The organism is Streptomyces sp. NPDC051664, assembly GCF_044453545.1.
Lineage (GTDB): Bacteria > Actinomycetota > Actinomycetes > Streptomycetales > Streptomycetaceae > Streptomyces.
Map to the genome: position 1 here is coordinate 41,954 of NZ_JBITCU010000031.1, position 20,235 is coordinate 62,188.

20 protein-coding genes and 2 pseudogenes are annotated in these 20,235 nt (G+C 68.8%); 14 read left to right on the forward strand and 8 right to left on the reverse strand.

Annotated elements, in window-relative coordinates:
* Positions 1 to 21 precede the first annotated feature (21 nt).
* Genes ACIA8E_RS34410 through ACIA8E_RS34420 form a run of 3 tightly spaced genes read left to right on the forward strand, consistent with a single transcriptional unit; the run spans position 22 to position 2,560 of the window.
* Positions 22 to 492 (forward strand): MarR family winged helix-turn-helix transcriptional regulator, encoded by a 471-nt coding sequence (locus ACIA8E_RS34410; protein ID WP_399304150.1) that lies wholly within the window; start codon positions 22 to 24, stop codon positions 490 to 492.
* On the forward strand, positions 489 to 1,967 hold the full coding sequence (locus ACIA8E_RS34415; RefSeq protein WP_399304152.1) for an MFS transporter: 1,479 nt from the start codon (positions 489 to 491) through the stop codon (positions 1,965 to 1,967). Before ACIA8E_RS34410 ends, ACIA8E_RS34415 begins: the two co-directional genes overlap by 4 nt.
* Complete coding sequence (locus tag ACIA8E_RS34420; protein WP_399304154.1) at positions 1,964 to 2,560, forward strand: cysteine hydrolase family protein; 597 nt, start codon at positions 1,964 to 1,966, stop codon at positions 2,558 to 2,560. The genes ACIA8E_RS34415 and ACIA8E_RS34420 overlap by 4 nt, the downstream gene beginning before the upstream one ends.
* Positions 2,561 to 2,710: 150 nt before the next feature.
* Here the strand turns inward: ACIA8E_RS34420 and ACIA8E_RS34425 are convergent, their stop codons facing one another.
* On the reverse strand, positions 2,711 to 3,325 hold the full coding sequence (locus tag ACIA8E_RS34425) for a GNAT family N-acetyltransferase (RefSeq protein WP_399304156.1): 615 nt from the start codon (positions 3,323 to 3,325) through the stop codon (positions 2,711 to 2,713).
* A 313-nt stretch (positions 3,326 to 3,638) separates the two neighbouring features.
* Here ACIA8E_RS34425 and ACIA8E_RS34430 point away from each other — a divergent pair, with 313 nt between their 5' ends.
* Positions 3,639 to 4,664 carry a PP2C family protein-serine/threonine phosphatase gene (locus ACIA8E_RS34430; RefSeq protein WP_399304158.1) on the forward strand — a complete coding sequence of 342 codons (1,026 nt, stop codon included), beginning with the start codon at positions 3,639 to 3,641 and terminating at the stop codon, positions 4,662 to 4,664.
* Between the two features lie 190 nt (positions 4,665 to 4,854).
* Here the strand turns inward: ACIA8E_RS34430 and ACIA8E_RS34435 are convergent, their stop codons facing one another.
* Positions 4,855 to 5,286 carry a DUF6083 domain-containing protein gene (locus tag ACIA8E_RS34435; protein WP_399304159.1) on the reverse strand — a complete coding sequence of 144 codons (432 nt, stop codon included), beginning with the start codon at positions 5,284 to 5,286 and terminating at the stop codon, positions 4,855 to 4,857.
* Between the two features lie 596 nt (positions 5,287 to 5,882).
* Between ACIA8E_RS34435 and ACIA8E_RS34440 the strand changes: the two genes are divergently transcribed.
* Both ACIA8E_RS34440 and ACIA8E_RS34445 read left to right on the forward strand, forming a co-directional pair.
* The gene (locus ACIA8E_RS34440) at positions 5,883 to 6,284 is read left to right on the forward strand and encodes a PPOX class F420-dependent oxidoreductase (RefSeq protein ID WP_399304161.1); all 402 of its coding nucleotides are present in this window, start codon (positions 5,883 to 5,885) and stop codon (positions 6,282 to 6,284) included.
* Between the two features lie 134 nt (positions 6,285 to 6,418).
* The gene (locus ACIA8E_RS34445) at positions 6,419 to 7,351 is read left to right on the forward strand and encodes an aminoglycoside phosphotransferase family protein (RefSeq protein ID WP_399304163.1); all 933 of its coding nucleotides are present in this window, start codon (positions 6,419 to 6,421) and stop codon (positions 7,349 to 7,351) included.
* A 345-nt stretch (positions 7,352 to 7,696) separates the two neighbouring features.
* Here ACIA8E_RS34445 and ACIA8E_RS34450 read toward each other — a convergent pair whose 3' ends face one another.
* On the reverse strand, positions 7,697 to 9,016 hold the full coding sequence (locus tag ACIA8E_RS34450) for a hypothetical protein (RefSeq protein ID WP_399304165.1): 1,320 nt from the start codon (positions 9,014 to 9,016) through the stop codon (positions 7,697 to 7,699).
* A gap of 400 nt (positions 9,017 to 9,416) precedes the next feature.
* On the opposite strand from ACIA8E_RS34450, the pseudogene ACIA8E_RS34455 reads away from it, so the two are divergent.
* Positions 9,417 to 9,604 (forward strand): annotated as a pseudogene (locus tag ACIA8E_RS34455) (IS481 family transposase); the annotation flags it as partial.
* A 149-nt stretch (positions 9,605 to 9,753) separates the two neighbouring features.
* Positions 9,754 to 10,119, forward strand: coding sequence for a DUF4440 domain-containing protein (locus ACIA8E_RS34460; RefSeq protein WP_399304167.1), 366 nt, complete (start codon positions 9,754 to 9,756; stop codon positions 10,117 to 10,119).
* A 103-nt stretch (positions 10,120 to 10,222) separates the two neighbouring features.
* Here ACIA8E_RS34460 and ACIA8E_RS34465 read toward each other — a convergent pair.
* The 3 genes and pseudogenes from ACIA8E_RS34465 to ACIA8E_RS34475 all read right to left on the reverse strand — a co-directional run.
* Positions 10,223 to 10,537, reverse strand: a pseudogene (locus ACIA8E_RS34465) (pyridine nucleotide-disulfide oxidoreductase); the annotation flags it as partial.
* On the reverse strand, positions 10,534 to 11,313 hold the full coding sequence (locus ACIA8E_RS34470) for an aquaporin (RefSeq protein ID WP_399304169.1): 780 nt from the start codon (positions 11,311 to 11,313) through the stop codon (positions 10,534 to 10,536). The gene ACIA8E_RS34470 and the pseudogene ACIA8E_RS34465, both read right to left, overlap by 4 nt.
* Before the next feature lie 38 nt (positions 11,314 to 11,351).
* Positions 11,352 to 11,666 (reverse strand): ArsR/SmtB family transcription factor, encoded by a 315-nt coding sequence (locus tag ACIA8E_RS34475; RefSeq protein ID WP_399304171.1) that lies wholly within the window; start codon positions 11,664 to 11,666, stop codon positions 11,352 to 11,354.
* Between the two features lie 86 nt (positions 11,667 to 11,752).
* Here ACIA8E_RS34475 and ACIA8E_RS34480 point away from each other — a divergent pair, with 86 nt between their 5' ends.
* Both ACIA8E_RS34480 and ACIA8E_RS34485 read left to right on the forward strand, forming a co-directional pair.
* Positions 11,753 to 12,049: a hypothetical protein gene (locus tag ACIA8E_RS34480; protein WP_399304173.1), complete on the forward strand. Its 297-nt coding sequence runs from the start codon at positions 11,753 to 11,755 to the stop codon at positions 12,047 to 12,049.
* Positions 12,050 to 12,106: 57 nt separating this feature from the next.
* Positions 12,107 to 12,532, forward strand: coding sequence for an arsenate reductase ArsC (locus ACIA8E_RS34485; RefSeq protein ID WP_399304175.1), 426 nt, complete (start codon positions 12,107 to 12,109; stop codon positions 12,530 to 12,532).
* A 122-nt stretch (positions 12,533 to 12,654) separates the two neighbouring features.
* Here the strand turns inward: ACIA8E_RS34485 and ACIA8E_RS34490 are convergent, their stop codons facing one another.
* Together ACIA8E_RS34490 and ACIA8E_RS34495 are read right to left on the reverse strand one after the other, a co-directional pair.
* Positions 12,655 to 13,263 carry a DJ-1/PfpI family protein gene (locus ACIA8E_RS34490; protein ID WP_399304177.1) on the reverse strand — a complete coding sequence of 203 codons (609 nt, stop codon included), beginning with the start codon at positions 13,261 to 13,263 and terminating at the stop codon, positions 12,655 to 12,657.
* A 400-nt stretch (positions 13,264 to 13,663) separates the two neighbouring features.
* On the reverse strand, positions 13,664 to 14,578 hold the full coding sequence (locus ACIA8E_RS34495) for a helix-turn-helix transcriptional regulator (protein WP_399304179.1): 915 nt from the start codon (positions 14,576 to 14,578) through the stop codon (positions 13,664 to 13,666).
* Positions 14,579 to 14,855: 277 nt separating this feature from the next.
* On the opposite strand from ACIA8E_RS34495, the gene ACIA8E_RS34500 reads away from it, so the two are divergent.
* From ACIA8E_RS34500 to ACIA8E_RS34515, 4 genes are all read left to right on the forward strand, one after another.
* The gene (locus ACIA8E_RS34500) at positions 14,856 to 15,890 is read left to right on the forward strand and encodes a zinc-binding dehydrogenase (RefSeq protein ID WP_399304181.1); all 1,035 of its coding nucleotides are present in this window, start codon (positions 14,856 to 14,858) and stop codon (positions 15,888 to 15,890) included.
* Positions 15,891 to 15,975: 85 nt separating this feature from the next.
* Complete coding sequence (locus tag ACIA8E_RS34505) at positions 15,976 to 16,827, forward strand: aldo/keto reductase (RefSeq protein WP_399304183.1); 852 nt, start codon at positions 15,976 to 15,978, stop codon at positions 16,825 to 16,827.
* Positions 16,828 to 17,196: 369 nt separating this feature from the next.
* Positions 17,197 to 18,081 carry an aminoglycoside phosphotransferase family protein gene (locus ACIA8E_RS34510; protein WP_399304185.1) on the forward strand — a complete coding sequence of 295 codons (885 nt, stop codon included), beginning with the start codon at positions 17,197 to 17,199 and terminating at the stop codon, positions 18,079 to 18,081.
* A 473-nt stretch (positions 18,082 to 18,554) separates the two neighbouring features.
* Entirely contained in the window at positions 18,555 to 20,093 is a 1,539-nt protein-coding gene (locus tag ACIA8E_RS34515) for a glycoside hydrolase family 43 protein (RefSeq protein WP_399304187.1), read from the forward strand.
* The last annotated feature ends 142 nt before the right edge of the window (positions 20,094 to 20,235 follow it).

Sequence of the window (20,235 nt, forward strand, 5' to 3'; positions counted from 1 at the left end):
GTGGAGCCTTATGCTCGGATCATGAACACGATCCCCAGGCCGCAGCAGACCACTGCGACCGCGCAGCGCCTCAACGACGCGATAAAACGGCTGCGCGCACGCCTGCGCGCGGAATCGGGGCAGCATGCGACCGGCCTCACCGCCACGCAGCTCGGCGTACTGGCAAGCGTGGTACGGGAGGGCCCCGTCACCGCTGCCCGGCTCGCCGCTCTGGAGCACGTCAGCGCGCAATCCATCGCGCAGAGCCTGGCGGTACTCAAGGCCGCCGGGCTGGTCCACAGCGAGCCCGATCCGCAGGACGGCCGCAAGAAGCTGATGAGCGCCGACCCGTCCGCGACCGAACTCGTCGACAATCTGCTCGCGGGACGCGCCTCCTTCCTGGCGCAGGCCATCGACCACGTCGTCGCCCCGGACGAGCAGCAGGACGTGGAGAAGGCCATCGAACTGCTGGAGCGTCTGGCCGCGGCCGACCTGAGCGACGGCGCTCTGTGAGTACCGGCACCGCACACGCCGACTCTGCGACGAACGGGCTCGCACGCAAGCCCTTCGCGTGGACGTTCACCACCCCGCTCTACGTGGGCTCGAGCCTCAACCCGATCAACAGCTCCATCATCGCGACCGCCCTGGTGCCCATCGCCGCCGAGCTGCACGTCTCGGTAGGGGCCACCGCCGTACTGGTCTCCTCGCTCTACCTGGCCAGCGCTGTCGCGCAGCCCACAGCGGGCAAGCTCGCGGAGGTGCTCGGCCCGCGCCGGATTCTTCTGTCCGGCGTCGTGCTGGTGCTGCTCGGCGGTCTCGTCGGCGGCCTCGGCCAGAATCTGGCGATGTTGACCGTCGCCCGCGTACTGATCGGCGTCGGCACCTCGGCCGCCTTCCCCTGCGCGATGGTGCTGATCCGGCGCCGCGCCGAGGAGTCCGGCCTGGGCACGCCGCCCGGCGGGGTGCTCGGCGGCATCGCGATCGCGGGCATGGCCACAGCCGCCGTCGGCCCTCCGATCGGCGGACTCCTCGTGGGCGCCGCGGGCTGGCGCTGGGCCTTCCTGATCAACATCCCGGTCACCGCGATCGCCATGGCGATGGCTCTGCGCTGGCTGCCCAAGGATCCCGTGCCCGATCGCGGACACAGCGGTTTCCGTACGGTCGCCGACCGGATCGACCTGCCCGGCATCCTCGGCTTCGCCGGGTCGATGACCGCGCTGGTCATCTTCCTGATGAGCCTCCCCCACGTCGAGTGGATCGCTCTCGCCGTATTCGTCCTGGCGGCCGTTCCCACGGTCGTGTGGGAGCTACGGAAGACCGCGCCGTTCTTCGACTTCCGCGGCCTCGCCGCCAATGGCGCCCTCGCCCGCACCTACCTGCGCCAGGCCCTCACCCTTCTCGGCATCTACTCCGTGATGTACGGCATGACCCAGTGGATGGAAGCCGCACACGGGTTTTCCACTGTGGGGGCGGGACTCCTGCTCCTGCCGATGGGCGCCGTCTCCGCGCTGCTCTCGCGCCCGCTCGCCAGTCGCAACCTGGTGCGCGGACCGCTGATCGCCTCGGCGGTCACCATGCTGCTCGGCTCGGTCGGCATCGTGCTGCTCACCTCGCACAGCCCGGCGATCGCGATCGTGCTGGTCTCCCTGATCTTCGGTGTCACATCCGCCTCCACCACGGTCGGCAACCAGACCGCCCTCTACCTCGCGGCACCGCCCGACCAGATCGGCACCGCCTCCGGACTGTTCCGGACCTTCGGATACCTCGGAACCATCACCTCCGCCGTGATCGGCAGCATCGTCTTCCACGACGGGGTCAGCGACCACGGGCTGCACACTCTCGGCATCGTGCTGGTCGCGGCGGGCCTCGCGGTCCTGCTGCTGACCGTCCTCGACCGCCGCCTGATGAACCGCGACACGAACCGGCAGGCCGACACTTCCGACGCCTCCGAGCACCCCCAGACCCCCACCAAGGAGAATCCGGCGTGAGCACCCCCACCCAGCCCACGATCACCCCTGAGCGGACCGCCCTGCTGGCGATGGACTTCCAGAACGGGATCGTCCCCCTCGCCCCCGAAGCCGACGCCCTCGTCGCACGGGTCAAGGGCGCCATCGCCGACGTCCGCGCCGCCGGCGGCACCATCGGTTACGTCCGCGTCGCCTTCACCGAGACCGACTGGGCAGCGGTTCCGGAGACCAACAAAGCCTTCACCGCGGTCGCCGCGGGCAAGATGCTCCACCACGAGGACGCTGCCACCCAGATCGACGAGCGGATCGCGCCTGAGCACGGCGACATCGTCGTCCGTAAGATCCGCTACGGCTCGGCTTCCACCACCGACCTCCACCAACAGCTGTCCGACCGCGGCATCGACACCCTCGTACTCGCCGGGATCAGCACCAGCGGCGTCGTTCTGTCCACCCTCATGGACGCCGCCGACCGCGACTACCGGGTCTACGTTCTGTCCGACGGCGTCGCCGACCCGGATCTCAAGACCCACCAGGTACTGGTCGACAACGTGTTCCCGTCCCGGGCCCACGTCATCGACACCACCGGACTGCGCGGGCTGCTGGGGTCCGCCTGACACGTCAGACCCCGGCGGCCCTGGCCGCGCAGAGCGGATACGGCCTCCTCCGGAGCGCGCCTCTTGGTCTCGCGCATTCGTCGTCGGGTCTGGGCAGTTCGTGTGTTCGCGCTGGTCGTGGATGGCCGGCTGAGTTGGCCCGGCTGAGCGTCAGGGTCGGCCCGCAGGCGGGCCGCCCTCCTTCTCGCCTGCGGGGCTGTAGGGGAAGTTCGTGAGCTGTCCTGCTGTTCGCGCCATCTCAGCAGTGATGGCCCATCGCTCGTGGTCCCTCCATTCACCATTGACGTACTGGAAGGCAGTCGAGTAACCCTCGCGCTGGAAGCCCAGGCGTTTGACGAGGTTCAGCGACGAGGTGTTGTCAGGCTGGATGTTCGCCTCCAGTCGGTGCAGTTCCAGGGGGCCGAAGGCGAACTGGACCACGAGCCTCAGCCCCTCGGTCATATAGCCACGGCCGGTCGTGGAGGCGTAGGAGGTATAGCCCAGGGTTCCGCTCTGGAGGGTGCCCCTGGCGATGTTGTTGATGTTGACGCCGCCCACGATCGCGCCGCTGCCGCGCAGACAAATCACCAAGCCCTCATGGGTGGGCTGCCCGAACCGCTCAAGGTAGCTCGCGAACGCTTCTACCGTGTTCTCGCGGGCGCCGAGCCAGCGGCGATGCATCTCAGCGCTCTCCTGGGCCAGCGCTGTGAGCTCGTCGTAGTCCTGACGGCGGACGTGGCGTATGACCACCCGCGGCCCTTGCAGGAGGTGACTGGTGATTGCCATCCGGGGATCCTACGCAGCCTGCTCGTGCACGCGTCCGGTGGCTCGTGAACAGGTGCACCGCGAGTCCGGCGAGGACCATCCCTCTCGGGGCGGCCGGGCTGTCCCTCCGGATTCAGCGCAGGACCCGCACAGATCCGCTCGTACGCTCTGACACTTCGTCACCCGCAATGCGAAGAAACAGATCTGATGTGCATAAGGTTCCCTTATGTCACATGCTGGTGAGGGAGGTGCGGGAAGGAGCAAGGGGCTGCCGCGGTGGCGGCCTCGGCCTGGCAGCGACAGGACGTGGGTCTGGTGGCTTCCCCTGTGGCTGATGGCCGTGGACGTGGTGGTGGACCTGATGCTTGTCCAGAACCGCGAACCTCTGAGCTTTCTGCTGGTCGGAGCCCCACCGCTGGCTGCAGCCACCCGGAGCCCGCGGCACACCGCCGGGATTGCCCTCGTATGCCTGGGGATGGAGATGTGGCTGGCATCCCTGCGCCCCGGGCACTTCGGGGAACAGCACCACCTGGCCCTCTACATCGCCACAGTGCTGATCGGTATCGCCAGCGTCGCACTGTCCCGCCAGCGGATCCGGGCCGAGGCCAGCCTGGTCCACGCCCGCTCCGTTGCCGAGGCGATGCAGATGACACTGCTGCGCCCGTTCCCGGAACGGCTCGGTCCGGTGCAGGCAGCGGGTTTCTACCAGGCCGGCGAGGGCGGCACGCTGGTCGGTGGTGACTTCTACGAACTGTGCGAGACCCCGTTCGGCGTCCGGGTCATCCTCGGAGACGTACGCGGGAAGGGGCTGGATGCGGTCCAGACGGTCGCCTGTGTCCTGGGGAGCTTCCGGGTATCCGCCTACGAGTGGAGAGACCTGGGCCGTCTCGCGGAGCGCCTGGAGCTCAGCATCGCCCGCAATTCCGGATGCCCGGCCGGCGACGAGGAGCTGTTCGTCACGGCCCTCCTTCTGGAGTTCCCACCTGACGAAGGATCGGTGAGGATCGTCGACCGCGGGCATCCGTCACCGCTCGTGCTCACGCCGCACGGCACGCAACGCCTTCGTACCGCCCCCGGCCTGCCTCTGGGCCTGGGCGAACTGGGCCCCGTGAGCGCCGAGGTCACCACCCATCCGTTGCGGACCGGGGAAGTGATCCTGCTGTACACGGACGGGGTGAGCGAGGCCCGGAACGCGGGTGGCGAGTTCTATCCGGTGATCGACCGGCTGACAGATCACTTCGGCGACGGTCGCAGGGCTCTGGATCCCGAGGCTCTCGTGTCCTTCATCAAGGCCGACACGGAAAAGTGGTCGGTCGGAGCGGACGACGACCGGGCCGTGATCGCTCTCAGGCTCACGTAGCAGTCCAGTGGCCTTCCGGACCCCGATGCACGGAGTCGGCCCAGGGCGCCGACGCAGACGTGCAAACGGCGAACCATCCCCTGCCCCAAGCAGTGACCGACGAGCTTGCCGCAGCCCGGACCGACGCGGGACCAGCCACTGGATCGTGGAACCCGCCGCAGGACGCGGTATCGGGATGATCACGCGGACGTCAGCCCGTGTCGGGGAGGTACCGGTCGTCGGGCAGGTTGAACAGGCGCTGCGCCCGCCGTTCGTTCTCCTGCCGCAGCATGGTGGTCCAGGGCCAGGGGTCCTCTGGTCCGAGGTAGGGGCAGGCCATGCGGTGCGCGATGCGGCACTGGGCGCCCGGAACGGGCTCGGCGTCCCACAGGTTCATCGCGTTCCCGTCGGGGGTGATGATCCAGCGCCGGCGCGGGGGCGCGGTGTGGGCGGGGACGACGATTCGGGGTTCGAGGAGGACCCAGTGCCCCTCATGCAGGGTGGGGTAGCGGTCTTGGGGCAGTGCACAGTGCGGGCAGTCCGGCGGTGCGGGAGGTGGTGGGGCGGTCGCGCCCTCCAAGGCGGCCTGCAGCGCGTCGTCGGGTCGGTCCGGGCGTTCCGCGGTGTTCTCGGTGTCCCCCATGCCCTTCAGGGTCCGGACGTGCTGTCTGCTGCGGTAGGACGCGAACCGGCCGTGTCGGGCGGGGGAGAACCTGCCCGGAGCGCCGTGCGGCGCCACACGAGGCGTACGGCGGCACAGCAGTCCCGCTGGGTCAGGCCGAGCCGGCGTACGCGATCGCCACGGTGCCGGCGACGGGGGCCGTGCAGCATCCTCGGCTTGGCACGGAACAGTGACTGACCGGTGTATTCCTCACTCCGCTTGTACGTGCTCGGTCAGTTCGTCGACGCCGCGCCGGTAGACGCGCGCCGGCAGGTGGTGCCGTGGAACACCGCGTCCACGTCCGTCCGTAACGGGGCGAGCTGTTCGGGCGATCCGGCGTGACCATCGCGGCGGCATGTCGATGCGGGAGCTTGAGCGCAAGCGCAAAGTGATGTGGCCGACGGTGCGGAAGGCACTCGATTCGGCCTGGCCGGAGCCAGGCAGGAAGCTGCCGGCCCAGGCGACCGCTCTGGATCCGTACAGCCGGTGATCGAAAGTTCAGGGCGGCGGAGGCCGGGTTCCCAGCCGCGGCTACCGTTACCCCAGCACCCCAGCGAACCGACCCCTGGAGAACTCCCGTGCCCGTACCCCTCGGCGAGGACGTGGTGGCGCTGCTGCGCCGCCCCAGCACCTGCTACATCGCTACAACGATGCCCGACGGCTCGCCCCAGCTCACCCAGACTTGGGTCGACACCGACGGCGAGCACGTCCTGATCAACAGCGTCGAGTCGCATCAAAAGACCCGAAACATCGCGCGCGACCCGAGGGTGGCCGTCGCGATCGCCGACCCCTCGGAACCGGCTTCCTACGTCCAGATCCGCGGCCGTGTGGTGCGTGTGACCACCGAGGGGGCGGTCGACCACATCGAGGCGCTCGCGCAGAAGTATCTCGGCGGGCCCTACCCGTGGTTCGGCGGCCGCGACCAGGTCCGGGTGATCTATGTGATCGAACCCGAACGGATCAGCAGCCCCCGCGGCTGACGATCGTGACGGATGGGTCTTCCGTCCCGGCCCCACCCCCCGTGAACGGGCAACTCGATATTCGGCGGGACAACCTGCCGATCGCCAGGTTCGGTCATCGATCAGCCCTCGGGGCCGGCGCGTAGGGTGCCTGGATGATCGGGATACCAGAGGCGTTCGTGCGGAGCACCGTCGAGCGTGAAGGGGAGCGCGGAGCGGCGTGGCTCACCGAACTGCCCGGGATCGTCGGGGAGTTGCTGGAGTGCTGGGGATGCGTGCCGGACGGCGAGGTGATGCACGGGGGTGTCGGGGTCATCATCCCGGTGCGACGGCGGGCTGAGGGGACCGCTGTGCTGAAGGTGTCGTTTCCGCACCCCGGCAACGTGCATGAACCGGACGCATTTTCGGCGTGGGGCGGGCGTGGAGCTGTCCTGCTGTACGAGCGCGACGACGAGCGGTTCGCGATGCTGCTGGAACGGATCCGGACGTCGACCCTTGCAGAGGTTCACGGCGGCGATGAGGTGGTGACGGTCGCCGGGCGGATCAGTCGTCGACTGGCCATACCCGCGCCGCCCGGCCTGCCCCGGCTGCGGGAGCAGGCCGGCGCCTGGGAGGCGCAGCTGCGCAGGGATGCCGGGGAGCTGGCGCACACACTGTCGCGTTACGTGGTGGACGCCGCCGTAGCGGCCGTCCGCGAGCTGGGCCGCGTGCAGCCGGACACCCTCATCCACGGCGACCTCCACGCCCGGAACATCCTGCGCGCCGACCGTGAGCCATGGTTGGCCGTCGACCCCAAGGGGTACGCAGGAGACCCTGCTTACGACAGCGGCACGCTGCTCAAGTCGCGTGCCCTGACCCTCCTCAACGCCGACGACCTGCGCAAGGCCGTCCACCGCACGCTGTACGTCTTTGCCGAGGCTGCGGAACTCGATCGCGAACGCGCCCGACGCTGGGCCCAGTTCCATGCCGTCCAGGCCGCGTTCTGGGGCCGCCGACACGGGTTCCGTATGGCCCGCAGCGGATCGCGACTGGACTGGCTCACCGAATTCGTGGACCACCTGGCGGAGTTGCTCACGGAAGGCTCATAGGCCCATCGCCGCAGGCATCCTGCCCGGCTACGCCACCCGCACCTTGACCGTCCTCGCGATCGCATAGGACGGTTCAACTGACCTTGCTGCAGGGGCAACACTCAGGGCTACAGACCGCTGAGGGCCCGCAGACGGTCCTCCGCCTGCGGGCCCTCGGTACACATCTCCGGATCAAGTACGGGTTCAGCGCCCACGACGGGTGCCTCGGGTCCAGGCGGCGCTGCGATGTGCCCGGTGAAGTGCCACAGGTGGGCGAAATCCGTCGTGGAGCGGGGGTCCGCGAGGCAGACAGGTGGCCTCGACCCGTATGTGTGGCTGGGGCCGAAGTCCCCTTCGGGTTCGGTGTCAGTTCACGCAGCCGGGGACAGCGCCCGTGGGCGCGCATTGGTTGGGATGGTTGTTCGCAACCTTCGTCCGGTCGATCATGACGGTGCTGCCGGGCTGCTCGTAGATCCCGCCGCCATTACCGCTCGCGCCGTCGGCGCGGTTTCTGATGACCTTCGAACGGTTCAGCGTCGCGGCTCCCGAGTTGGTGAACAGGCCGCCACCCAAAGAACCCGCAGCGGTCGTCCGGTTGCCCTCGAGCTCGGTCCCATCGAGGCTGGTGGTGCCGCCGCTCCAGACGCCACCGCCCTGGCTGCCTGCACTGTTGTCCTGGACCGTGCTTTTCCGGACGTCCAGCTCCTGCCTGCTGAGGATGCCGCCGCCCTGGTCGGTCGCGCTGTTTCCGATGACCCAGCTGGAACGAAGATTGATGATCGAGCTCCCGAAATCAAGGATGCCGCCACCGTCTGCTCCCGCGCCCGTCGCCTTGTTCCTGCTCACATACGTGGATTCAAAGGTGCCAGTTGTGCCGATGAGGTATACGCCGCCACCGCCGGTGCTGTCAGTGGCAGTGTTTCCGTTCACCTTGCTGTGGCTGAAGGTGACGGGGCCTGAGACGGCGACTCCGCCGCCAAAGCCGGCCGTGTTCTTGCCTACCTCGGTGCGCGTGAGGGTGACAGTGCCGAGCGATGAGATTCCGCCGCCAGCGCTACTGGCGGTGTTCTTCTCCAGCTCGCTCGACGTGACGGTGACGGTGCTCCCTGACTGTCCGTTGATGGCGCCGCCCTGTTGGGTGCCGTGGTTGTCGGTCAGCTCGGAGCTGTTGACGGCGAGGTCGGCCCCGCTCAGGAGGATGACGGCGCCGCCGAAGGTGCCGTGGTTGTCGGTCAGCTTGGAGCTGTTGACGGCGAGGTCGGCCCCGCTCCCGACGAGGACGGCGCCGCCGAAGGAGTTGATACTGCCGTTGCGGAGGGTGAGGCGGTTGAGGGTGAGCTCGCTGTTCGGGCCGGTGACCTCGAAGAAGCGGAACTGTGGGGTGCCGGGTGCGGTGGAACGCTCGATGACCGTGTGCTTGCCACCCTTGAGGGTGATGTCGGTCGTGATGGTGGGAAAGCCGTTGTTGCTGCCGACGGTGTTGGCGTCGGTGAGGGTGTACGTGCACTCGGGTGCCAGATCGATGGTGCCGCCGCCCGTGCCGTTGGCGGTGTCGATCGCATCCCTGAGCTCTTCGACATCGCAGCCGACGTGGACAACGGCTGCGTAGGCGGGGATGGCCGGCACCACAGCAAGGCCGAGGGACAGTGCCGCGACGGCGCCGCCCGTTCTCGCGACGAGTCTCATGAACACTCCAGACATGAGTGAGGCCCGAGGGCCGGTCCCCGAATACACCAACGGCATCCGGGAGCAGGGAAGATTGACGACAGCCACAACCGGGGCGGGAGAGGGGGCCGTGCCTGCCGGGTGCGAGACTTAACCGGGCCGATCAACCCGTAAACACATCTGCCGCCAGGCGGATCAACCCACAGCCCGCCTGACACGGCATCAGCCTCGACGGCCCATGCGGGCGAGGCCTCGGCAGCTGGAACCTGATAGAGCCCAGTCCGGATGCCTGGCGGGCACTCAGCTCATGAGCCGCTCTTGCACAGCCCGCTTTCGTCGGTCAGGTACTCCCCCGCCTCCTGCCGACACGGCAGCGGCCCGGCAAGCAGCGGCGGTCGGCGGCCCGAACAAGAACCTCCTCAACGGCGTCGGATACGCCTACCTGCATGCCGTCCTGGACGACCACACCCGCATCGCTCACACCGAGGACCTGCCGACAGGACCACCTCGCCCTGCGCCGGCTTCCTGACCCGCGCCACAGCGTGGATCGCCGCACGAGGCATCACCGTTGAACGTGTCCTGAACGACAATGCCTGGGCCCACCAAGAATGACAGCACTTGTGCCTGGGTTCCGGGGGCAGTTGGTGCTCAGTCCAGCCACACATGTTGATGGGAAACGACGTCGTCGCCCGTGTCCGCTGCCTGCTGCGTGAACCAATTCGCTATGACGTGATGGGGAACGTCCGTAGGGTCCGTACATGACAGACGAGAGTGAGCGTGCCGTTCAAGCGGCCATTGAGGCGGAGATGCGGCTTCTCGACCCTGACGTGCGTGCTTCGCCGTCCCTGGTCTCCGAGCTCCTGGACCCGGAGTTCCTCGAGATCGGAGCATCGGGGCGGCGCTGGGACGTGACGTCGATTCTCACGGTGACGAGCGACGGTTCGGTGGGCCCTGAAGCTCCGGTCAAGGTCAGTGAGATGTCGGGGGCCGTACTCGCTCCCGGCCTCGTTCATCTGACGTACTTCACCGACCACAGCGGGCGCCGAGCACGGCGGAGCTCCGTGTGGCGTCTGACGGAAGCGGGCTGGCGCATGTACTTCCACCAGGGCACTTTGACGGGCTGAACGATCAGTGGCCGCTGATGTCAGCTCCCTTGGGGGGCCAGGTGGTCAGCCGGATACCGAATGTGCGGCCGGACCCCGATCGCAATCATCAGGGATGAGGTTCGCCATCCCGGAGTACGCCTGCGACCCACCGTTGGACGGGCAGGTCGTAGCATTTTTCGTAGTCGCGCCGGTACGACACCACGTGCGCCACGTCCGGATCCTCCTCGCCCGCGTGCGCCGCGTCAGCCGTCCCGGCAGCGACGAGAGCGCGTCCGGGGAGATCAGGTGCAGCGAGGCCAGGTCCACTGCCTGGCACCGTCCGGCGTGGACCCGGCATCGAGGACGGCGAAGTCCAGACCGAGACGGCGCATGGGTATCCGGCGGCGAGCCCGAACCGGCCGCCGCCGATCACTACGACCTGTGTCACCCGCGTCATACGGCGGGCTGCTCGGCGGCGTCCCGTCCTGGCATGAAGATGAGCGCCGCCAGCGCCAGCCCCACCACTGCGCCGACGAGTTGCACGCCGACGAAGCCTGCGACAGAGCCCGGTGCGATGCCCGCGAAGGTGTCGGTGAAGGCGCGGCCGATCGTCACCGCCGGGTTGGCGAAGGATGTCGAGGACGTGAACCAGTACGCGGCGCCGATGTACGAGGCGACGGCCGCTGGGGCAAAGCGCAGGCGGTCGGTGCGGGCCAGGCCGAAGATCAGCAGGATCAGTCCCGCGGTGGCGACGACTTCGCCCAGCAGCAGGTGCCCGGCCGAGCGGTCGTGCGTGGACCACTTCACCAGCGGCTCGCCGAACATCGCGTCGGCCAGAACGGTGCCCGCGATCGCGCCGACGATCTGCGCGGGGACGTACACGGCCGCCTCCCGAAGGGTGACTCCGGCACCACCGCGCCGGGCGGTCCACCACTCGGCCAGCGTGACGGCCGGGTTGAAGTGAGCGCCGGAGACCGGGCCGAGCAGGGTGATCAGAACCCCGAGCCCGAAGACGGTGGCCAGGGAATTGGCCAGCAGTTGGAGCCCGACGTCGTGGGTCAGCTCGGTGGCCTGGATGCCGGAGCCGACCACGACCGCGACCAGGGCCGCCGTGCCGAACAGTTCGGCGGCGGCCCTGGCGACCAGTGGGGTACTGGGAGGGGTGGCGCCCGGAGCGGGCTGCGGCTCGGCCGCTATGGGGGACCCCGCGGCGGACTCGTGAGTGGCGGTCAACAAGGACTCCTCGGTGCTGTCGCAGCGGGCGACGGGGATCAGGGGCAGGACCGCTTGACGTTGTTCTCGGCGGTGGCGCGCGCGGCCTCCGCGAGGTCGGCGAACTGGCCGGCGAGGGAGGCGATGACGTCGGGCTGGAGCCGGTAGTAGGTGAATCGGCCGCACGGCTCCGTCTCGACCACGCCCGCCTCCCGCAGCACCTTCAGATGGTTGGAGAGGTTGGTCTGCTTGGCACCGGTCTCCTCGACCAGATGTGTGGTGCAGAGCGTCTCCTGGGCGAGCAAGGTCACGATCCGGAGTCTGAGCGGGTCGGCCAGAACCCGGATCAGATCAGTGTCGACTGACGTCATCATGGACTGATACTCTCACATCACTCCGAGCTGATACCGGCCCGGCCTGAACCCTGGGACCCGAACCCCAGCGAGCGGATTGTCATGACTTGGTCCCCACCTCTCGTTGGGCCCGCGGCTCGGCCGGTGGTCGCGCAGGCCATGACGAGGCAGGCGCCGACATCGCCCCTCGCTTCCGCAAGCCGCTGAACGACGAGGTGATCCAGACGGCCGACAACGCCATCGCCATCGGCTGCGGTGACGCAAGCCCGGTGGGGCCCGGCCGTTGCCACCTCGACTGGCCCGTCGCCGACCCGCAGGGTGCCCCGATCGCCGTCGTACTCCGCATCCGCGACGAGATCGGCAATCACATCACCGATGTGTTCGACTCTCTGCCGAGCGCTTGAACCTCCGTCCCGCACCGCCGACTGAACCACTCGATCCACACAGTGAAGGATGAAACGATGCCATCCGCCCCGCTCGCCTCCGTGCTCTTCGTCTGCGTACACAACGCCGGGCGCTCGCAGATGGCCGCCGGATTCCTGAACCACCTCGCGGGCGACCGGATCGAGCTCCGCTCCGCCGGTTCCATCCCGGGTGACCAGGTCAACCCGTCCGCGGTCGAGGCGATGAAGGAACTCGGCATCGACATCTCCGACCAGAAGCCGAAGATCCTCACCACCGAGGCCGTGCAGGCGTCCGACTACGTCATCACGATGGGCTGTGGCGACGCCTGCCCGATCTTCCCCGGCAAGAAGTACCTCGACTGGGCGCTGGAGGACCCGGCGGGCAAGGGCGTCGAATCCGTCCGTCCGATCCGCGACGAGATCAAGACCCGCATCGAGGCCCTGATCGCCGAGATCGACGGCATAAAGGAGGAGGAGGCGTGAGCGCGGTGACCGCGGGAGACGTCATACGTGGTGATCGTCGGCTGCGGCTCCGCCGGATACACCGCCGCCCTCAACACCGCTGATCTCCTGCAGGCGGCCGCGAAAGGTTGATGGCGGGGGTCTCAGTGCAGTGCCACCTCGCCCGCGTGGACAGCACGCATGGCGCGCTCGACAGTCTCCTGATTTTCGCCGACCGGAGCCACGTAGTCGATGACGTGGTGCGCGGCGTCCTCCCCGAGCATGCGAGTGATCACCCATGTGGCGAGATACTGGGACGCCAGGCAACCACCCGCCGTAGCGATGTTCCCCTCGGCGTGGAACGGCGCGTCCAGCACGGTGACGTCACAGGCTTCGACGAAGGGCCGGCTCTTCCTGTCCGTGCAAGCCGGCATGCTATCCAGCAACCCGAGCCGGGCGAGCACCAGTGCGCCGGAGCACTGCGCACCGATCAGCTGTCGTGATGGGTCGAGCAGCAGCCTGGAGATCAGCCGGTCGTCGGCGACCACGTCTCGCGCCTTCACCCCGCTGCCGATCAGCACGACGTCGGCTTCGGTCACGAAGTCCAGCGGGCGCTGTCCGGTCACCTCGACGCCGTTCATCGACGTGACCACCGGCGTCGGCGTCGTAATGAAGGCTTCCAGGCCGTCCTTACGGCACCGGTTGATCAGCGCGGAAGCGATGAAGCTGTCGAGCTCGTTGAACCCGTCAAAGGTGACCACGGCTACCTGCATCACATCTCCTTCAATCAAGTACGGCAGCAGATCTGCAGTCTCCCCGGCGAGCTGTTCCGGAGCGAGAGCCAATCAGCGGTCGGTGGCCTGCCTACCGCCGCTCGGCGTTTCGAGCTCCGCACCGTACTTACGGCCCGCCGGCGTGCTGACGTCCCGAGGCTCGCCAGGGAACGGCGCCACCGCCGGCGTTCTAGACAGCCTCCCGAAGTCGGCACCTGGCGGCGATAAAGGCCACCGACAACATGCCACCAAAGCGTTCGCCCAGCCGGCCCGAATCCGTCGGCCGACCGAGCTCGGCCTGAGCCTGGACGAGGTCAGGGGCGTGACGGCGGACGGCGCGTGTTCGGGCAGAGCCGCGGGTCGTGGCGGCAGAGGGCCCACCGTGCTTCGACGCATGGTGTCAGGACGGTGTGTGCGGATTCGCCTCGTCGGTCGCGGCCGGGCGCGCTGCCGGTTGGGGGGCGGTCATGTCCAACAGGAGCATGGCGTCGTGGTCAGCGGTGCCGGGTTCGGCGACGTAGACACCGAGACGCTGACCCGGGGTGCCCTCCAGCTGCATGGACTGGGCGGCGAGCGTGATCGTGCCGACGTGCGGGTGGTGGAACGTCTTGTGCGCCGGCTTGCGGCCGGTGACGTCGTAGCGCTCCCACAACTTGGCGAAGTCAGGGCTCTTGAGCAGCAGTTCACCGACGAGGGCAGTCAGGTCCGGGGCGTCGGGCGCCGTTCCCGCCAGCGCGCGCAGGCGGGCGACGCAGGCGCGGACCTGCTTGTCCCAGTCGGGGAAAAGTCTGCGGGCCGTGGGGTGCAGGAAGAAATAGCGGGCGAGGTTCCGCTGCTTGGCAGGCCAGTCGTCCAGCCCCGCATACAGCGCCAGCCCTCCGGGGTTCCAGGCGAGCATGTCCATACTGCGGCTGACGATGTACGCCGGGCTCGGCCGCAGCGTCTCCAGCAGCAGCTTCAGGTGAGGGCGGACGGTGCGGCTCGGTGCGGGTGGCGGCTCGGGCGCGTAACGGGCGGCACGGGCGGCCAGCTGTCGCAGATGGTCGTGCTGCTGGTCGTCCAGCTGCAGGGCGCGGGCGAGGGCGTCGAGCACGGAGGGGCTGGGGCGGGTCTCCTTGCCACGCTCGAGGCGGACGTAGTAGTCGATGCTGATACCGGCCAAGGTGGCCAGCTCCTCGCGGCGCAGACCCGGGGTACGGCGCAGGCCCACGCCGACGGTGAGGCCGACCTGGTCGGGCGTGGTCTGGGTGCGGCGGGCGCGCAGAAACCGGCCCAGCTCGGAACCGCCGTCACTGCTGCTGTCCTCGGATGCCATGTATTTCAGTCTCACACCCTCTGACCTGTATGGCATGCGTGCTGAGGGGCCCTGTCATTACCCCTGAACGCCATTCCCCGGCATGACCCGACCTGCCTGTCCGGCGCGCGGGGCGGCACGGTGGATGACGTCGCCACTTCACGCCTTTCCAGTGGGGGTGCCCCCTTGTGCCCCGGTGCCAGGACCTGCCCCGATCCGGCAGTGCCAGGCCGAACCTCATAGAAACGCCCCCTCTCCGCCACGAGCGGCGGAATCCTCGAGAGCAGGAGCACCTTTCATGCGTGCAGCAGTGATGTACGGAGCCGGAGACGTCCGGATCGAGGACCGTCCCGACCCGAAGATCCAGCACCCCACCGATGCCGTCGTGCGCACCGTCCTGTCGTCCGTGTGCGGCAGCGACCTGTGGCCCTACAAGTCGATTCCCGCCACCGACACCGGCCGCCCCATGGGACACGAGTTCCTCGGCGTGGTGGAGGAGACCGGTCCACGGGTCACCTCCGTCAAGCCCGGGGACGTCGTCGTCACCCCGTTCACCTACTGCGACAACACCTGCGACTTCTGTGCCAGGGGCCTGCACATCTCGTGCCGTCATGGGGGCCGGTACGGCCTTGACGGCGTGGACGGCGGCCAGGGCGAGGCGGTGCGCGTCCCGCAGGCCGATGGCACCCTGGTCAAACTGCCCGTCGGCGCCGACTCTGCCATGCTGCCCTCGCTGCTGACCCTGTCGGACGTGATGGGCACCGGCCACCACGGCGCCGTCACGGCCGACGTCAGCCGCGGCGACTCCGTGCTGGTCGTCGGAGACGGCGCGGTCGGCCTCTGCGCGGTCATCGCCGCCAGGCGGCTCGGTGCCGAGCAGATCATCCTCATGGGGCGACACACCGATCGGACCGACCTGGGCCGTGAGTTCGGCGCTTCCGAAGTCGTTGCCGAGCGCGGAGAGGAAGGCGTCGCCCGCGTACGGGACCTGACCGGCGGCGACGGTGTCGAGAAGGTCATCGAGGCCGTCGGCACCCGCCAGACGCTGGAGACCGCTCTCGGCGCGGTCATCGACGGCGGCACCATCAGCCGCCTGGGCGTCCCACAGTACGAGGAAGGGCCCGTCGGTCCGTCCATGATCATGCGGAACATCACCCTCACAGGCGGTGCGAGCCCGGCCCGCGCCTACATCGACGAGCTGCTGCCGGACGTCCTGGACGGCCGCATCGACCCCGGCCGCGTCTTCGACAAGAGCTTCTCCCTCGACACGGTTCCGGACGCCTACCGGTCCATGTCCGACCGCCGCGTCCTCAAGGCCCTCATCACCCTCTGACCAGGACTGCCACCCACGCGGTGCCGGCCTCTGGCCGACCACTGGCCGGCCCCCACCCCCCATCGCCCGCGAAATGGAAAATCCGATGCAGACCGTCACCCTGAACAACGGCATCGACATGCCGATCCTGGGCTTCGGCGTATTTCAGATCCCCCCGGAGGAGACCGAGCAGGCCGTCACCGACGCTCTCGCGGCCGGCTACCGGCTGCTCGACACCGCCGCCGCGTACCAGAACGAGGAGGCCGTCGGCCGCGCGGTCAAGAAAAGCGGCGTCCCACGCGAAGAGCTGTTCGTCACCACGAAGTTGTGGATCCAGGACGCGCCTGCGCAGGGGAACACCGAGCGCGCCTTCGAGACGTCGCTGAACAAGCTCGGCCTCGACTACCTCGACCTGTACCTGATGCACCAGCCCTACGGCGACGTGTACGGCCAGTGGCGCGCCATGCAGGACCTCTACCGCGAGGGCCGCATCAAGGCGATCGGTGTCGCCAACTTCTACCCCGACCGGCTCGTCGACCTCATCGTCAACAACGACGTCACGCCCGCGATCAACCAGATCGAGACCCACCCGTTTTTCCAGCGCACCGCCGACCAGGAGCTCATGCGCGAGCACGGGGTCCAGATCCAGTCGTGGGGCGGGTTCGCCGAGGGCCGCAACAATCTGTTCACCCACCCGGTCCTGAGCGAGATCGCCGAGAAGCACGGAAAGTCCGTGGCTCAGGTCGCGCTTCGCTGGTTGGTCCAGCGCGGCGTCGTCGCGATCCCCAAGTCGGTGCGCACCGAGCGCATGGCGGAGAACATCGACGTCTTCGACTTCGCACTCACCGACGAGGAGATGGCGTCCATCACCACCCTGGACACCGGCGGCTCGCTGTTCTTCGACCACCGCGACCCTGCCGTCGTCGGCCGGCTCGGCAAGCGGCGCCTGGACCACTGACCGATCGGGCGCGTGGGCGCACGCACCACAGAGAGCTGCTTGTCACTTCTCCGTAGCTTCGGCAGTGCAGCGCCTTGAAGTCCGCCTGTTTCGCGACAAATGAAGCTGCTTCAGCGGGAACCGTGCGCCGCGTGCAGGTGGAATCTCCCACTGCTGAGCAGGCGGTTGCTGAGCAGGCGGTTGCTGTGCGGACGGTTGGGGGGCCGACGCGGCCGGAGCTGGAGCGGTTCTTCTTCCTCGACGACGAGGACCGGCTTCCACCACTGACCCTGATCCGGCAACGCGGCCGGCGGATACGGACTCCGGGGCATGGTCCGACCATGCGACGATCACGGCAGGAACTGAGAGATCCGGGGGAACATGGGCAAGATGCACGCGGACGAAGCGGAGACCGACGCCGAGCTGGTCCGGCGGCTGCTGCGCGCTCAGTTCCCCCAGTGGGCGGACCTGCCGATCACCCGACTCGTCTCCGGAGGCACGGTCAACGCGATCTACCGGCTCGGCGAGGACCTGACCGTCCGGCTGCCGCTGCGCGCCGGCGGTGCCGAGGCCATCACGATGGAGGCACGGCTCCTCCCCCGGCTGGCGCCGCTGCTGCCACTGCCGATCCCGGAAGTGGTGGCGACCGGCGCCCCGGGTGAGGGGTACCCCTTGGTCTGGGCAGTGCACCGGTGGATCGAAGGCCGCAACCCGGTCGAGGGGGATCTGGCCGAGCCCGAACTCGTGGCCCGTGACCTCGCGGAGTTCGCCGTCGCCATCCGCAAGATCGATCTCCCCGGCGGACCGCCCGCGCACCGGGGCGAGCCTCTGATGGCCGAGGACCAGGAGATGCGGGCGGCGATCGAGGCGCTGCGCCGCACCGACGAACCCTTCGACGCCGACGCGATCGCAGCGGCCTGGGAGGAGGCGCTCGCGGCACCGCTGTGGACGGGCCGGGCCTGCTGGACGCACTCCGATCTCATGCCGAGCAATCTGCTGCTCGCCGGCGACCATGTCTCGGCAATCATCGACTTCGGCACCGTGGGCATGGGTGAACCGGCCACCGACCTCATCCCGATCTGGAACCTGCTGCCGGCCTCGGCGCGGCGGGTGTACCGCGAGGCGGCGGATGTGGACGATGCGACCTGGGCCCGCAGCCGGGGCTGGGCGCTGTCCATGGCGGTCATCCAGCTTCCGTACTACCGGACGACCAATCCGGTCATTTCGGCGAACGCCCGGCACGTCATCCGAGAGATCCTCGGGACCGCTATGTAGGGGAGATCAGGGGGGCCGCACCCCTGGCGCCTGCCGGGGGCCTCCACGGTCCAAGCCCATTGTCCACCGCGCGAGCCCCGCAGCAGCTTCCGAAGTAGGCGTCGGCATCGACCGGCGGGCGACCTCGTCATCGAAGCGCTTCGAGGTTGCGGCGAAGCCAGCGATGGGATACCGCATCGGCAAGGGATCCGGCGAGACATTCAGGTCTTGAGTAGGGCAAATTCATGAGGACCTGATGGGCCGTTGACATCTCGCTGGCCCATATGCCAGTTTCGAAGCGCTTCAACAATCCTGGACGGGCAGCCCACTTCGGCTCTGCCACGCCCGGTCGGCACCAGCCGTCGCCGACCACCGGACGCGTAGGGGGTTTTCCCGCTGTGAGTTCCTCCTCCGTGCCTGCCGACCTGCCCTGCAAGGCACCCGCCGGGCCGCCCGCGGACCGGCTCCCACGACCACACACCTCAGGGACGGACATGGCGTTCTTCGACAATCCCGTGATACCCGGCTTCAGTCCGGACCCGAGCGTCTGCCGGGCCGGTGACGACTACTACGTGGCGACGTCCAGCTTCGAGTACGTACCCGGCGTACCGCTGTGGCACAGCCGTGACCTGGTGCACTGGCGGTTGATCGGGCACGCCCTGGACCGGCCCTCGCAGCTGGAGCTGCCCGACACGGCGCCGTCCTCCACAGGGGTGTACGCGCCCACGCTGCGACACCACGACGGCCGGTTCTGGCTGATCACGACCGTGGTCGCCGGGGCGGGCAACGTCCTGGTGACTGCGGAAGACCCCGCGGGGCCGTGGTCGGACCCGGTGCCGGTCGACGTACCGGGCATCGACCCCGACCTCGCCTGGGACGACGAAGGAAATTGCTGGTGCGTGTTCTCGTCGGACGGCATCCGCGGGGTGCGGATCGAGCCGAAGACAGGCGAACTGCTGGGCGAGCCAGTGGCAATGTGGTCGGGAAGCGGGCTGCAGTATCCCGAGGGCCCGCACCTGTACCGCGTCGGCGACTGGTGGTACCTGCTGCTGTCGGAAGGCGGCACGGAACGCGGGCACGCCCTGTCGGTGGCCCGGGCCCGCACACTGCCAGGGCCGTTCGAACCGCACCCGGCCAATCCCGTGCTGTCCCACCGCAGTACCAACCACCCGGTGCAGAACACCGGCCACGGCGATCTGGTGCAGGCGCACGACGGCACATGGTGGATGGTGCTGCTGGGCACCAGGCCCCGCGGTGACACACCCATGTATCACGGTCTGGGCAGGGAGACGTTCCTGGTACCGGTGCGGTGGGAGGACGAGTGGCCGCTGCCCGGACCACTGGACTTGCGCGCGCCGGCTCCGGCGCTGCCACCGCATCCCTGGCCGGACGAACCGCACCGGGACGACTTCGACTCCACCACGCTCGCACCCTGCTGGGTGTCGCTCAGACGGCACGACCCGACCGCCGCTCGCCTCGACGAGCGGCCGGGCCACCTGGTGCTGCACGCCCGCGCGGACGGCCTCGACAAGCCCGGCGCACTCTTCGTGGGACGGCGCCAGCGCGACCCCGACTGCAGCGCGCGCTCGCTGGTCGAAGTCGCCGAAGGCGGCAGGGGCGGGCTCGCGGTACGGCTGGACGAGGCACACCACTACCAGGTGGAGACCGTCAACGGCACGGTCCGCGCGGTCGCCAGGATCGGCCCGCTGCGCCACACCATCACCGAACACACCGTGCCGGCCGGTCCCGTGACCCTGCGGATCGACGTCACCACCACAGATGTCCTGCCACCCACCGTCACGTTCCGCGGCACGGACCCGGAGGACGCTGTCCCGCCCGGCCTCCGCGTCGGCGGCCCCGACACCCTCCGTCTGGGGTACGAGACGCCCGGCGGCGACTTCGAGGTCCTCGCCGAACTCGACGGCCGTTATCTCACCACCGAGGTCGCCGGGGGCTTCACCGGCCGCGTCATCGGCATGTACGCCACGCACGGCAGTGCGGCCTTCGACTGGTTCGAGTTGCGGCCCGCCTGACGGGCGCTCCCCCACCGCGGCCCGACCCCCGCCATGGCGGATCGGATCGTGGTCGGAACCGCTGGGTGTTCATGTTCTTCACCACGACGCCAACGACATCGGGAATCAGTCGCGACAGCGATTGACTCACACGACGCGCCTG

Bases quoted from the DNA above. Each gene is read 5' to 3' on its own strand.
- ACIA8E_RS34485 (WP_399304175.1), top strand. From the start codon at position 12,107: ATGCCATCCGCCCCGCTCGCCTCCGTGCTCTTCGTCTGCGTACACAAC.
- ACIA8E_RS34450 (WP_399304165.1), bottom strand. From the start codon at position 9,016: ATGAGACTCGTCGCGAGAACGGGCGGCGCCGTCGCGGCACTGTCCCTC.
- ACIA8E_RS34505 (WP_399304183.1), top strand. From the start codon at position 15,976: ATGCAGACCGTCACCCTGAACAACGGCATCGACATGCCGATCCTGGGC.
- ACIA8E_RS34515 (WP_399304187.1), top strand. From the start codon at position 18,555: ATGGCGTTCTTCGACAATCCCGTGATACCCGGCTTCAGTCCGGACCCG.
- ACIA8E_RS34475 (WP_399304171.1), bottom strand. From the start codon at position 11,666: ATGATGACGTCAGTCGACACTGATCTGATCCGGGTTCTGGCCGACCCG.
- ACIA8E_RS34435 (WP_399304159.1), bottom strand. From the start codon at position 5,286: ATGGGGGACACCGAGAACACCGCGGAACGCCCGGACCGACCCGACGAC.
- ACIA8E_RS34495 (WP_399304179.1), bottom strand. From the start codon at position 14,578: ATGGCATCCGAGGACAGCAGCAGTGACGGCGGTTCCGAGCTGGGCCGG.
- ACIA8E_RS34500 (WP_399304181.1), top strand. From the start codon at position 14,856: ATGCGTGCAGCAGTGATGTACGGAGCCGGAGACGTCCGGATCGAGGAC.
- ACIA8E_RS34445 (WP_399304163.1), top strand. From the start codon at position 6,419: ATGATCGGGATACCAGAGGCGTTCGTGCGGAGCACCGTCGAGCGTGAA.
- ACIA8E_RS34510 (WP_399304185.1), top strand. From the start codon at position 17,197: ATGCACGCGGACGAAGCGGAGACCGACGCCGAGCTGGTCCGGCGGCTG.
- ACIA8E_RS34410 (WP_399304150.1), top strand. From the start codon at position 22: ATGAACACGATCCCCAGGCCGCAGCAGACCACTGCGACCGCGCAGCGC.
- ACIA8E_RS34460 (WP_399304167.1), top strand. From the start codon at position 9,754: ATGACAGACGAGAGTGAGCGTGCCGTTCAAGCGGCCATTGAGGCGGAG.
- ACIA8E_RS34425 (WP_399304156.1), bottom strand. From the start codon at position 3,325: ATGGCAATCACCAGTCACCTCCTGCAAGGGCCGCGGGTGGTCATACGC.
- ACIA8E_RS34490 (WP_399304177.1), bottom strand. From the start codon at position 13,263: ATGCAGGTAGCCGTGGTCACCTTTGACGGGTTCAACGAGCTCGACAGC.
- ACIA8E_RS34430 (WP_399304158.1), top strand. From the start codon at position 3,639: ATGGCCGTGGACGTGGTGGTGGACCTGATGCTTGTCCAGAACCGCGAA.